The 13,458-nt window shown below is 70.8% G+C and carries 8 protein-coding genes; 1 reads left to right on the plus strand and 7 read right to left on the minus strand.

Annotated features, from left to right (window positions below):
- Positions 1 to 179 precede the first annotated feature (179 nt).
- The 6 genes from ACIO1C_RS08855 to ACIO1C_RS08880 all read right to left on the minus strand — a co-directional run bounded on the left by ACIO1C_RS08855 (position 180) and on the right by ACIO1C_RS08880 (position 8,785).
- Positions 180 to 3,131, minus strand: coding sequence for a M14 family zinc carboxypeptidase (locus ACIO1C_RS08855; RefSeq protein WP_401860069.1), 2,952 nt, complete (start codon positions 3,129 to 3,131; stop codon positions 180 to 182).
- Between the two features lie 177 nt (positions 3,132 to 3,308).
- Positions 3,309 to 4,298, minus strand: a complete 990-nt coding sequence (whiA, locus tag ACIO1C_RS08860) for a DNA-binding protein WhiA (RefSeq protein WP_041990916.1) — start codon at positions 4,296 to 4,298, stop codon at positions 3,309 to 3,311.
- Positions 4,289 to 5,323 carry a uridine diphosphate-N-acetylglucosamine-binding protein YvcK gene (gene yvcK / locus ACIO1C_RS08865; protein ID WP_401860071.1) on the minus strand — a complete coding sequence of 345 codons (1,035 nt, stop codon included), beginning with the start codon at positions 5,321 to 5,323 and terminating at the stop codon, positions 4,289 to 4,291. The genes whiA and yvcK overlap by 10 nt, the downstream gene beginning before the upstream one ends.
- Positions 5,320 to 6,258 carry an RNase adapter RapZ gene (gene rapZ, locus ACIO1C_RS08870; RefSeq protein ID WP_327237139.1) on the minus strand — a complete coding sequence of 313 codons (939 nt, stop codon included), beginning with the start codon at positions 6,256 to 6,258 and terminating at the stop codon, positions 5,320 to 5,322. Before rapZ ends, yvcK begins: the two co-directional genes overlap by 4 nt.
- Positions 6,251 to 8,296, minus strand: a complete 2,046-nt coding sequence (gene uvrC / locus ACIO1C_RS08875) for an excinuclease ABC subunit UvrC (RefSeq protein ID WP_401860073.1) — start codon at positions 8,294 to 8,296, stop codon at positions 6,251 to 6,253. Before uvrC ends, rapZ begins: the two co-directional genes overlap by 8 nt.
- Before the next feature lie 69 nt (positions 8,297 to 8,365).
- Positions 8,366 to 8,785, minus strand: coding sequence for a Rieske (2Fe-2S) protein (locus ACIO1C_RS08880; protein ID WP_401860075.1), 420 nt, complete (start codon positions 8,783 to 8,785; stop codon positions 8,366 to 8,368).
- A 189-nt stretch (positions 8,786 to 8,974) separates the two neighbouring features.
- Between ACIO1C_RS08880 and ACIO1C_RS08885 the strand changes: the two genes are divergently transcribed.
- Positions 8,975 to 9,901 (plus strand): carbohydrate kinase, encoded by a 927-nt coding sequence (locus ACIO1C_RS08885; protein ID WP_401860077.1) that lies wholly within the window; start codon positions 8,975 to 8,977, stop codon positions 9,899 to 9,901.
- A gap of 600 nt (positions 9,902 to 10,501) precedes the next feature.
- Here ACIO1C_RS08885 and uvrA read toward each other — a convergent pair.
- The gene (uvrA, locus tag ACIO1C_RS08890; RefSeq protein WP_401860079.1) at positions 10,502 to 13,405 is read right to left on the minus strand and encodes an excinuclease ABC subunit UvrA; all 2,904 of its coding nucleotides are present in this window, start codon (positions 13,403 to 13,405) and stop codon (positions 10,502 to 10,504) included.
- Between the last annotated feature and the right edge of the window lie 53 nt (positions 13,406 to 13,458).

Consider the following 13,458-nt stretch of genomic DNA (forward strand, 5'->3'; position numbering starts at 1 on the left):
GACGCCGGCGAGTTGTATGGGATGTCCCCGACCGCTTACGACCCTACCCTCCTGACGAGGGCGGAGTGACATCGAGCTGCCGCGAAGTCGACAACGGCCCGTACCCGCGGGTAGCGGGCACGGGCCGTCGACGCCGGGGTGATCGGGTGGTGAACCACCGGTGACCCCGGCGTCGCGGATCAGTGACGCAGGCCGCGCAGTGCCTTGCCGAGGATCGCCGCACGCTGTCCGGCGTCCTGCACGTGCTCCAGGCCGAAGCCGAGCAGCACGGTGTCACGGGTGGTCACGGCGGAGTAGGCCTTGAAAAGCTCCTGGACGCGCGTCCAGTCGCCTTCCACGGCCGGGCTGCCCGCCGGGGCTCCCGGGGTGGTCCAGGCGCCGAGAGAGGTCTCGAAGCCCTCGGCCTGCTGCTCGGTGCCGCCGACGGCCAGGCGCGTGTTGTCCGCGAAGAGTCCGCGGCCACCCGTGCTGGGGTCGGTGATGTAGCTGAGCGACAGGTCGACCTTCTTCCCGGCGTAGGCGCTCAGGTCGAAGGCGACCTGCTTCCAGCCGTTGGAGGTGCCGGTGAAGCTGTTCCAGGCGCCGGTGGTGCCGGTCGCCCGGCAGCCGTCGTCGCCGAGGGTGAGGTAGTGCTCCAGGAACGGGTGCCCGGCGACGAAGAACCCGGCCTCGCACTCGTCGGGGACGGCCGCGGTGGTGGCGCCGCCGGCCTCGGGGAGTGTGGTCCAGTCCTCGGCGCCGGTGGTGTGCGCCTCCAGGACGGCGTGGTCGTAGCCCGGCTCGGTGTTCCAGTTCAGGGCGAGACGCAGCTCGGGCTTGTCGGCCGCGGTGACCCCGGTGAGGTCGACGGTCCGGCTCAGGCGCCGCCAGTCGTCGTCCTCGTGGGTGGCCGCCGCCATCCAGGCGCCCTGGTAGGGGGCGTACGGGTTGACGATGCCCGCGTACGTGCCGGCCTGCGCGCTCCGGAACTGGGGGAAGGTCTCCGGGTCCAGGTTCTCGGAGGTGATGTTGTAGACCCCGGCGGCGTTCAGCGGGTTGCCGGGTGCGGCCGCCAGCGGTCCCGCCGCGCCCGCGAGGGCGCCGGCGCCGGTGAAGCCGGTGGCGCCGCCCAGGGACGTACGGCCGTACGCGCCCAGGTAGTACTGGCTGAAGTCGTTGGTCTGGGCGCGGCCGACCTGGGCGTTGCCGCCGGCCAGCTCGCCGGTCTCGACCAGCTTGCCGCCTTCGTTGATGAAGTCCCTGACGGCCAGCTGGGTGTCGCCGGTCGGGGCGGTGGCCCCGGTGTAGTGGACGGCGGTGGAGAAGTGGCTCAGGACTGCCAGCGGGTGCGGGGCGCCCTGGGTGGGGACGTCCCAGACGACGGCGGTACGGCCGTTGGCCCGGAGGGCGTCGACGTACACGGCGGCGTTCTGGGCGGATCCGGCGCCCTCGGCGATCACGATCGTGTCGGCGCGGGGGCGCTCGGCGACGGTGTAGGTGAAGTGCTCACTGGCCGTGGAGCGGCCGGCCGCGGTGCGGCCGGTGAACCAGACCTCGACCGTGTCGCCCGGGTCGGCGTCCTCGACCTCGGCGCGGTACTCGTCGAAGTGGAGGTTGTCGTCGCCGCCGTAGGTCTCGCCGCCCTTCCAGGCCTTGAGGTCCTCGTCGTGCGTACGGCCGCCGTTGATCCGGTAGTTGAGCTCCTTGTCCCGGACGGACTTGCGGACGGTGACGGCGACTTCCTGGTCCTCACCGCGCGCGTACGAGGTGGTGAAGGGGTCCAGGGTGAAGTCGGGGGCCGTCAGGCCGACCGAGGAGACCGGCTGGTCGGGGTGGACGGCGGTCTCGGCGACGGAGAGCGCGAAGGGGATGTTCTTGGCGAACTCGCCCTGGATCAGCTTCTCGTCGTCGGGGAAGTTGAAGCCGGACTGGCAGTCCCTCGCCTCCCACGCGTCGGCCGGGTCGATCGCCGAGGCGGTCTGGCAGGTCGTCATCTCCGGGGTGAACATCATCGTGCCGTTGACGTTCGCCGCGTGCCCGTCGGCCTCACCGTTGGTGGTGTACAGCTCGGAGGAGACCTGCGGGTAGTAGCCGGGGACCGCGGAGTTCTCGGGCGTACCGGCGAGGGCCTCGTAGAGCACGTCGTCGGGGGTGGGGGTGGCGACCTGCCAGCCCACGCCGTAGAGGAGCAGCTCGGCGGCCGAGTGGTAGTTGATGCCGTAGTCGAAGCCGATGCTCTTCTGGAAGCGGTCGATCGCCTTGGTCTCGGGCTCGGAGCCCGGGCCCGCGCCGCGGTAGGTCTCGCTGGTGGGGCGGGGCGACGAACCCTCGTCGTCGTAGCCCCACTTGAAGGCGAAGTTGCGGTTGAGGTCGACGCCGTCGCCGGCGGTGATCTTCCCGTCGCCGTCGACGTCCCGCAGGTTCTTGCGCCACAGCCGGTCGCCGTCGGGGCTGAACGTGTAGTCGTAGCCGTCCGGGTTGGCGGTGGGGACGAACCACAGCTCGGTGGAGTCGACGATCTTGGTGATCCGCCGGTCCTTGCCGTAGTTGTCGAGGTAGTAGTGCATCAGCCGGCGCGTCATCTCGGGAGTGATCCACTCCCGGGCGTGCTGGTTGGACATGTAGAGCACGGACGGCTTGGCGCCGTCCTTCGTCTTCTTCGCGCCTTTGCTGATCTTGAGCGCGAGGATGTCCTGGCCCTGGACGGTCTTGCCGATGGAGACGACCTTGGTGATGCCGGGGTTGGCCTGCCCGGTCTTGACGATCTCTTCCTTCAGGTTGCCCTTGCCGCTGTACGGGCGGAAGACGCCGTCGCCGGCCGCCTGGATCCTGGCCTCGGCCTTGTCCGCGACCTTGCGCTCGGTGACGTCGACACCCTGCTGCTCCAGGCCGCGCGCCTGCGCGTCGGTGAGGAACAGCTCGACCTTCGCCGTGCCCTTCTCCGGTGCCAGCTCGCCCAGTTCGTGCGAGTCCTGGCCGGCGGCTATGAGCAGCGGCACCTGCTCCTTGGTGACCTGGGCGTCGAACACCTTCACGGCGTCCGCGCCGGCGTCCGCGCCCGGCGCCGTCTGCGCCTCGGCGAGCGGCGCCAGTGTCACTCCGCCCACCAGCAGCGCGCCCGCCGCGAGGATCGATCTCGCTCTGCGTCTCATGTGCCCCCCTTGCCGTTGTCCGTCACGTACGTGACCAGACGTCAGGTTGACCATGCTCCATGATCATGTCAAGGGCCCACCGGAGCGGCGCGGGATAGGTGTTGCGGACACCTAAAAAAGGGTGCTGCCGGCCTCCTCAGAAGGCCGGCAGCACCCGGTGGTACGTGGCGGAGAACCTCAGCCGACGAGACCGTCGGCCATCTCCTCGCTGAGCGTCGACTCCGTACCCGGAATGCCCAGGTCCTGCGCCCGCTTGTCGGCCATGGCCAGCAGCCGTCGGATCCGGCCCGCGACCGCGTCCTTGGTCAGCGGCGGGTCGGCGAGCGCGCCCAGCTCCTCCAGCGACGCCTGCTTGTGCTCCATACGGAGCCGGCCGGCGGCGGCGAGATGCTCGGGCACCTCCTCGCCGAGGATCTCCAGGGCGCGTCCCACCCGGGCCCCCGCCGCGACGGCGGCGCGGGCGGAACGGCGCAGGTTGGCGTCGTCGAAGTTGGCGAGGCGGTTGGCCGTGGCGCGGACCTCGCGGCGCATCCGCCGCTCCTCCCAGGCCAGCACCGACTCGTGCGCGCCGAGCCGGGTCAGCAGGGCGCCGATCGCGTCCCCGTCCCGTACGACCACCCGGTCCACGCCCCGTACCTCACGGGCCTTGGCGGCGATCTGGAGCCGGCGGGCCGCGCCGACCAGGGCGAGGGCGGCCTCGGGGCCCGGGCAGGTCACCTCCAGCGAGGAGGAGCGGCCGGGCTCGGTGAGCGAACCGTGCGCGAGGAACGCCCCGCGCCAGGCCGCCTCGGCGTCACAGGTGGCACCGGAGACGACCTGCGGGGGCAGTCCGCGGATCGGGCGCCCCCGGCCGTCGACCAGACCGGTCTGCCGGGCCAGCTGGTCACCGCCGGTGATCACCCGTACGACGTAACGGCTGCCTCTGCGCAGGCCGCCCGGGGCCATCACCACCAGCTCCGAGTTGTGCCCGAAGATCTCCAGGATGTCCTTGCGGAGGCGGCGCGCGGCGATGCTGGTGTCCAGCTCCGCCTCGATCACGATGCGGCCGCTCACCAGGTGCAGCCCGCCCGCGAACCGAAGAATCGCCGAGACCTCAGCCTTCCTACAACACGTCCGGGTGACGGGGAGGCGGGCGATCTCGTCCTTCACCGCTGGCGTCATCGCCATGGGCCGATCCTTCCATGCATCCGAAAAATACGGTCGTACGCGGCTGCCAACAGCTCCGGATCGTGCTTCGGGGAACTGTCGGTCGCTGCCACCGGCGCCAGCTCGACCGCGGCACCGAACCGTTTGGCGGCATCGGCGAGTGACTCGCAGTCAGGCACGGCGGCCTCATCGGCGAGCACCACGTCCAGGGCGAGTTTAGGGGCGTGTCGCCCCAAAACCTCCAAATGACGCTGCGGTGAGAAGCCATCGGTTTCACCGGGTTGTGGTGCGAGATTCAACGACAGGACCCGGCGGGCCTTCGTCTCGACCAGGGCGTCGAGCAGCTCGGGCACCAGCAGGTGCGGAATGACCGAGGAGAACCAGGAGCCGGGGCCGAGCACCACCCAGTCGGCGTCCAGCACCGCCGCGACGGCCTCGGGGACCGCCGGCGGGTCGTTCGGGACCAGGTGCACGGACTGCACCTCACCGCGCGTGAGCGCGACCGTGGCCTGGCCGCGCACGGTGTCGACGTCGTCCGGGCGGGCCGGGTCGTGCCCCCGTACGAGCGCCTGGAGCTCCAGCGGCACCGCGGACATGGGCAGCACCCGGCCGTGCGCGCCGAGCAGCTTGCCGACCAGGTCCAGGGCCTGCACATGGTCGCCCAGCTGCTCCCACAGGGCGACGATCAGCAGATTGCCGACGGCGTGGTCGTGGAGATCGCCCCGGGAGACGAAGCGGTGCTGGATGACCCGGGCCCACGTCTGGCCCCAGTCGTCGTCCCCGCAGAGCGCCGCCAGCGCCTTGCGCAGGTCGCCCGGCGGCAGGACACCCAGCTCGTCGCGGAGCCGGCCGCTGGAGCCGCCGTCGTCGGCGACCGTGACGACGGCGGTCAGGTCGCCGGTGATCCGGCGCAGGGCCGCCAGCGAGGCGGACAGGCCCATGCCGCCGCCCAGGGCGACGACCTTGGGCTGGGCACCGCGAGCCCGCGACGCCGGCGCGGGGGTGCCCCTGCGCAGGCGCCGCATGCGGAAGGTGCGTCCGGTCACTCGCGCCCCATGTCCCGGTGGACGACGACGGTCTCGACACCTTCGGCGGCGAGGCGGGCGGCGAGCTTCTCGGACATGGCCACGGAACGGTGCTTGCCACCCGTACAGCCGACCGCGACCGTCACGTACCGCTTGCCCTCTCGGCGGTACCCGGCCGCGATCAGCTGGAGCAGCTCGGTGTAGCGGTCGAGGAACTCCTTGGCGCCCGGCTGGTTGAAGACGTACGCGGACACCTCCTCGTTGAGGCCGGTGAACGGCCGCAACTCCGGGACCCAGTGCGGGTTCGGCAGGAAGCGGCAGTCCACCACCAGATCGGCGTCGACCGGCAGGCCGTACTTGTAGCCGAACGACATCACCGTCGCCCGCAGCTCCGGCTTCTCGTCCCCGGCGAACCCGGCGTCCAGCTTGGCGCGCAGCTCGTGCACGTTGAGGCTGGACGTGTCGATCACCAGGTCGGCGTCGCCGCGCAGCTCGCGCAGCAGGTCACGCTCGGCCTCGATGCCGTCCACGATCCGGCCGTCCCCCTGGAGGGGGTGCGGACGCCGGACGGACTCGAACCGGCGGACCAGCGCCTCGTCGGACGACTCCAGGAAGACGATCCTGCGGTTGACGCCCTTGGCGTCGAGGTCCGCCAGGGACTCGCGGAGGTTGTCGAAGAACCGCCGGCCGCGGACGTCCACGACCACCGCGATCCTGGCCACGTTGCCCTGCGAGCGGGCGCCCAGCTCCACCATGGTGGGGATCAGCGCGGGTGGCAGGTTGTCGACGACGAACCAGCCGAGGTCCTCCAGGCACTTCGCCGCGGTGCTGCGCCCCGCGCCCGACATGCCGGAGATGATCACCAGCTCGGGGATGGCCGCCTCGACGGCATCACCGGCCTCCTTCGTGGTGCCCGTACTCACGTGCTCCGCTCCGTCCCGGTCGTGCTCAGTCATGCGTGCTGCCCCCGTCGTCATCCATGATCTCTCCTGTTGCCGTGTTCACGGCGGGTGCGGCCGGGGCCGCCTGGGCGAGGGCCACGGCAACGGCCTCGGCCGTCTTGCGGCCGAGCCCCGGGACCTCGCAGATCTGCTCGATTGTCGCCTGCCGCAGCCGCTTCACCGAGCCGAAATGCTTGATGAGCGCGTGCTTCCGGGTCTCACCGAGACCGGGGACGTCGTCCAGCGGGCTGGTCCTGATGCGTTTGGCCCGCTTCGCCCGCTGATAGGTGATCGCGAACCGGTGCGCCTCGTCACGCACGCGCTGGAGGAGGTAGAGCCCCTCGCTGGAGCGGGGCAGGACCACCGGATCGTCGTCGTCGGGGAGCCAGACCTCTTCGAGGCGCTTGGCGAGCCCGCAGACCGCCACGTCGTCGATGCCCAGCTCGTCCAGGGCCCGCTTGGCCGCCGCGACCTGCGGCTGTCCGCCGTCGACCACGACCAGCTGGGGCGGGTACGCGAAGCGCTTCGGGCGGCCGTCGTCCTCGGGCGCGGCGGGCACCTCGCCCGCCGCGTCGGTCTCGCCCGCGAGGTCCTGCTCCGTCCACTCCCCCGTCTTCTCCTTCTCCAGGAGGTAGCGGCGGAAGCGGCGGGCGATCACCTCGTGCATCGACCGGACGTCGTCCTGTCCCTCGCCGTGCCAGACCTGGGCGTCCCCGACCCGGCCCTTGATCTGGAAGCGGCGGTATTCGCTCTTACGGGCGAGGCCGTCCTCGAAGACCACCATGGAGGCGACGACGTCGTCCCCCTGGAGGTGGGAGATGTCGAAGCACTCGATCCGCAGCGGCACACTGTCCAGGTCCAGGGCCCGCGCGATCTCCTCCAGCGCCCGGGAGCGGGTCGTGAGATCGCTGGCCCGCCTGGTCTTGTGCAGGACGAGCGCCTGCTGGGCGTTGCGCTCGACCGTCGCCATCAGGTCCTTCTTGTCGCCGCGCTGCGGGATCCGCAGGGACACCAGCGAACCGCGGCGCTCGCTCAGCCACTGGGTGACGGCGGCCGTCTCCGCGTCGTCGCCGGGCAGCGCGGGGACCAGGACCTCCTTCGGTACGGACTCGCCGGTCTCCTCCCCGTACAGCTGCTGGAGCGCGTGCTCGACCAGGCCGGCCGTGCCGACCTCCTCGACCTTGTCGGTGACCCAGCCGCGCTGGCCGCGCACCCGGCCGCCGCGGACGTGGAAGATCTGCACGGCGGCCTCCAGCTCGTCCTCGGCCACCGCGATCAGGTCCGCGTCGGTGGCGTCGGCGAGCACGACGGCGTTCTTCTCCATCGCCCGGCGCAGCGCCCCTATGTCGTCGCGCAGCCGGCCCGCCTTCTCGTACTCCATGTCCTCGGCGGCGACCGTCATCTGCCGCTCCAGGCGGCGGATGTACGCGCCGGTGCGGCCGGCCATGAAGTCGCAGAACTCCTCGGCCAGTTCGCGGTGTTCCTCCGGGGTGACCCGGCCGACGCAGGGCGCGGAGCACTTGCCGATGTAGCCGAGCAGGCAGGGGCGGCCCGTCCGCTCCGCGTTCTTGAACACCCCGGCGGAGCAGGTCCGTACGGGAAACACCCGGAGCATCAGGTCGACCGTCTCGCGGATCGCCCAGGCGTGTCCGTACGGACCGAAGTACCGCACGCCCTTGCGCTTGGCGCCGCGCATCACCTGGACGCGCGGGAACTCCTCGTTGAGGGTGACCGCGAGATACGGATAGCTCTTGTCGTCGCGGTACTTGACGTTGAAGCGGGGGTCGAACTCCTTGATCCAGGAGTACTCCAGCTGGAGCGCCTCGACCTCGGTGGAGACGACGGTCCACTCGACGGAGGCGGCGGTAGTGACCATCGTGCGGGTACGGGGGTGCAGGCCGGCCAGGTCCTGGAAGTAGCTGGACAGGCGCGGGCGCAGGCTTTTCGCCTTCCCGACGTAGATCACCCGGTGGTGTTCGTCGCGGAATTTGTAGACCCCCGGCGAGTCGGGGATCTGTCCCGGCTTGGGGCGGTAGCTGGAGGGGTCGGCCATGCTGTCCACCCTACTTGCGAGCGCCGACAGCGCGGGACGCGCGCGGGGGTGGTCGCCGTTGGTTGCGCGTCAGGCTTTCGGGCCCGCCACCAGGTTGTCGCCCTCCAGCCTGACGGGGACCTTCGGCAGCGGCACCGTGGCGGGGCCGTGCACCGCCTCGCCGGTGGTGACGTCGAAGCGGCTGCCGTGACACGGGCAGTCACCGATCGTGCCTTCGAGCTTCTCCAGGAGGCAGCCCGCGTGGGTGCACTGGGCGCTGAACCCCTTGTACTCGCCCTTCGCCGGGCAGTACACGATCACCCGCTGCTCGCGGTAGAGCTTGGCGCCCCCGACGGGCACCTCGGACGCCGCGCCCAGGGGCTCGGGGGCCGTGGGGGTGGGCGTCTCGGCGTGGCCCAGCTTCGACTCGGTGGAGCAGGCGGCGACCCCCAGTCCGGCGGCGCCGGCGAGCGCGGCCCCCTTCAGCACGGTTCGGCGGGGGGCGGGCATGGTGTCTCCACGGGTCAGGGTGGTACGGGGCCCGCGGCGCGGGCGGGGGTGGCATACGTGACGATACCGGCGCGGTGCCGGGCGTCGGCCCGGGGGGTCCGGGAGGCGCGGGGTCTCTGTCCGCCGTGTCCGCGCCGCCGTCGCCGTCGTCGCCGCCGCGTACGGCGGGTATGCGTTACGTTCGGATCTGTGATCGTCGTCGCCGGAGAAGCTCTGATCGACCTGGTGCCGCAGCAGACCGCTGCTGCCGCTGCCGCCGCTGCGGGGGACCGGGACCGCACGGACCGCACCGCGCCCGCGGCGCTGCTGCCGCGCCTCGGTGGCGGGCCGTTCAACACGGCCGTCGCGCTGGGCCGGCTCGGGTCGCCCGCCGCCTTCTGCTCGCGGATCTCGACGGACGTCTTCGGGGACATGCTGATGGAGGGGCTGAAGGCGTCGGGCGTCGACACGTCCCTGGTACAGCGGGGCCACGAGCCCACGACCCTCGCCGTCGCAGCCCTCGGCCCGGACGGGTCCGCGGGCTTCGGCTTCTACGCGGAGGGCAGCGCGGACCGGCTGTTCGAACTGCCGCACACACTGCCCCCCGAGGTCCGGGCTCTCGCCCTGGGCACGTGCTCGCTGGTGCTGGAGCCGGGCGCGAGCGCGTACGAGGCGCTGTTGCGGAGGGAGTCGGCGCGCGGGGTTTTCACCCTGCTCGACCCGAACATCAGACCGGGACTGATCCCGGACCCGGACGCCTACCGGACCCGCTTCACCGGCTGGCTGCCGTCCGTGACGCTGCTGAAGCTCTCCGTGGACGACGCGGCGTGGCTGGGCGGCGTCCCGGCGGAGTGGACGGCGCGGGGGCCGGCGGCGGTGGTGCTGACCCGCGGCGCGGAGGGTTTGAGCGTGTGGACGGCGGACGGCACGGAGGTGTCCGTGCCGGCGGCTCCGGTGTCCGTGGTGGACACGATCGGGGCGGGCGACACGGTGAACGCGGCGGTGCTGCATGCGCTGTCTGTGCGGGACGCGTTGTCCCCTTCGGGGCTGGTGGCGCTTGGGGCCTCGGGGTGGCGCGAGGTCCTTGACTTCGCGTCGCACGCGGCGGCGGAGGTCTGCGCTCGGGCGGGAGCGTAGCGCCCCGGTGCGTTTGGCGCGGCTTACTGATGTCCTCAATCGCCGGACGGGCTGGGGGTGCCGTGGTGACGGGGGGCGGGGCCTCCGGAGGCACGTATGTCCGGACTGCATGTTTTACGTCGCGTTCAGCAGCTCGTTTTGATTGACGTTCGCCATGCGACACAAAACACGCTCTACGTCCGGACACACGCACCTCCTACGACCCCACCCCCCTCACGCCGCCGGGGAAAGTGAACGACCCCGCCCGCCCCGGAGCGGGCCAGGTAGTAGCGCGGGCCTGGAAGGGGGACGGGCAGGGGTCGTGTCCGGAACGTAAAGCGTGTTTTGTGTCGCATGGCGAACGTTAGAAATGGGAGTTGCTGAACGCGACGTAAAACATGCAGTGCAGGACACGGCCCCTGCCCGGCCCCCGGCAACCGGCCTGCGGATAGAAGCCGGCCCGCAGCGGCAAAATCAAGCCCGTCCGGCGATTGAGGACAACCCTGACCGCAACGCGGTCACCGAGAACGCGGTCACCGAGAACGCGGTCACCGAGAACGCGCGGCCCACCGGCCCCAGAACGCCCGTCCGGCGATTGAGGACAAAAGCCGACCGCCACGGTCAACGAGAGACCGGCTTACGGCGACGCGTCGGCTTCTTCGGGGCCGCGTCAAGGATTCGGTTCGCGTCAAGGATCTCGCGCAGGAACTTGCCCGTATGGCTGGACGCCTCCCCCGCCACCTGCTCCGGCGTCCCCTCCGCGACCACCAGGCCGCCCCCGTTCCCGCCCTCCGGGCCCATGTCGATCACCCAGTCCGCCGTCTTGATGACGTCCAGGTTGTGCTCGATCACGATCACCGTGTTGCCCTTGTCGACCAGCCCGGACAGCACCTTGATCAGCTTGCTGATGTCCTCGAAGTGCAGCCCGGTCGTCGGCTCGTCCAGGACGTAGACCGTGCGGCCCGTGGAGCGCTTCTGGAGCTCGCTGGAGAGCTTCACGCGCTGCGCCTCGCCGCCCGAGAGGGTCGGGGCGGACTGGCCCAGGCGTACGTACCCCAGGCCCACCTCGTTGAGCGTCCTGAGGTGGCGCGAGATCGCCGGCACCGCCTCGAAGAAGTCCAGCGCCTCCTCGATCGGCATGTCGAGGACCTCGGCGATGGACTTGCCCTTGTAGTGGACCTCCAGCGTCTCCCGGTTGTAGCGCGCCCCGTGGCAGACCTCGCAGGGGACGTACACGTCCGGCAGGAAGTTCATCTCGATCTTGATCGTGCCGTCGCCGGAGCAGTTCTCGCAGCGGCCGCCCTTCACGTTGAAGGAGAAGCGCCCCTGGAGATAGCCCCGGACCTTCGCCTCCATCGTGTCCGCGAAGAGCTTGCGGACGTGGTCGAAGACGCCGGTGTACGTGGCCGGGTTGGACCGCGGTGTGCGGCCGATGGGCGACTGGTCGACGTGGACGACCTTGTCGACCAGGTCGTCCCCGTCGACCCGGGTGTGCCGCCCCGGCACCGACTTCGCGCCGTTCAGCTCCCGGGCCAGGTGGGTGTAGAGGATGTCGTTGACCAGGGTCGACTTCCCGGAGCCCGAGACCCCGGTGACCGCCGTGAGCACGCCCAGCGGGAAGGACACGTCGATGTCCTGGAGGTTGTTCTCCCGGGCGCCCTGCACCGTGAGCTGCCGGGTCCCGTCCACGGGCCGCCGGATCTCCGGGGTCGGGATGGCCCGCTTCCCGGACAGGTACTGGCCGGTCAGTGATTCCTTGTTGGTCAGCAGCCCCTTCAACGGGCCCGAGTGCACGACCTTCCCGCCGTGCTCACCGGCCCCCGGGCCGATGTCGACCACCCAGTCGGCGACCTTGATGGTGTCCTCGTCGTGCTCCACGACGATCAGGGTGTTGCCCATGTCCCGCAGCCGGACCAGGGTCTCGATCAGCCGGTGGTTGTCCCGCTGGTGGAGGCCGATGGAGGGCTCGTCCAGGACGTAGAGCACGCCGACCAGGCCGGAGCCGATCTGGGTGGCGAGCCGGATGCGCTGGGCCTCGCCGCCGGACAGGGTGCCCGCGGCGCGGTTCAGCGACAGGTAGTCCAGGCCGACGTCGACCAGGAACCGCAGCCGTTCGTTGACCTCCTTGAGCACCCGCTCGGCGATCTTCTTGTCGCGGGCGTTCAGCTTGAGGCGGCCCAGGAACTCGGCGCAGTCGCTGATCGACAGGGCCGCGATGTCGGCGATGGACTTGTCCATGACCGTGACCGCGAGGACGATCGGCTTGAGGCGCGTGCCCTCGCAGGTCGGGCAGGGCACCTCGCGCATGTACCCCTCGAAGCGCTCCCTGCTGGAGTCCGTCTCGGACTCGCTGTGCCGCCGCTTGACGAAGGACACCGCGCCCTCGAAGGCGGGGGTGGTGTACGCGCGCTCCCGCCCGTACCTGTTCCGGTACCGGACCTCGACCTGCGTCTTGTGGCCGTACAGCAGGGCCTTCTTGGCGCGCGCGGGCAGTCCGGCCCACGGGATGTCCGTACGGAAGCCGAGGGCCTGCGCGAGCCCGCCGATCAGCCGGCCGAAGTACTCCTTGGTGTGGCCGTGGGACCAGGGGTGGATGGCGCCCTCGTCCAGGGACTTGTCCTCGTCCGGGACGATCAGCTCCGGGTCGACCTCCATGCGCGTACCGATGCCGCTGCACTCGGGGCAGGCGCCGAAGGGCGAGTTGAAGGAGAAGGAGCGGGGCTCCAGCTCCTCGAAGGAGAGGTCGTCGTACGGGCAGTAGAGGTGCTCGGAGAACATCCGCTCGCGCTCGGGGTCGTCCTCCGGGAGGTCCACGAAGTCGAGCACGACCATGCCGCCGGAGAGGCCGAGCGCGGTCTCGACCGAGTCGGTCAGCCTCCGCTTGGCGCTGTCCTTCACCGTGAGGCGGTCGATGACCACCTCGATGGTGTGCTTCTCCTGCTTCTTGAGCTTGGGGGGCTCGGTGAGCTGGACGGTCTGCCCGTCGACCCGTGCGCGGCTGTACCCCTTCGTCTGGAGATCGGCGAAGAGGTCCACGAACTCGCCCTTGCGCTCGCGGACGAGCGGCGAGAGGACCTGGAAGCGGCTGCCCTCGGGCAGCTCCAGGACCCGGTCCACGATGGCCTGCGGCGACTGGCGGGAGATTGGACGGCCGCACTCGGGGCAGTGCGGCTTGCCGATCCGGGCGAAGAGCAGCCGGAGGTAGTCGTACACCTCGGTGATCGTGCCGACCGTCGAGCGCGGGTTGCGCGAGGTCGACTTCTGGTCGATCGAGACGGCCGGGGACAGCCCCTCGATGAAGTCCACGTCCGGCTTGTCCATCTGACCGAGGAACTGCCGGGCGTACGAGGACAGCGACTCCACGTACCGGCGCTGCCCCTCGGCGAAGATCGTGTCGAACGCGAGGGAGGACTTGCCCGACCCGGAGAGCCCGGTGAAGACGATGAGGGAGTCACGGGGGAGGTCGAGCGAGACGTTCTTGAGATTGTGCTCGCGCGCGCCACGGACGATGAGACGGTCGGCCACGCCGGTCCGCACCTTTCTGAGGAGAGAAGCAGGGGCGCTCGCCCCTTCCGGGC

This window comes from Streptomyces sp. NPDC087420, from assembly GCF_044744165.1.
Classification (GTDB): domain Bacteria; phylum Actinomycetota; class Actinomycetes; order Streptomycetales; family Streptomycetaceae; genus Streptomyces.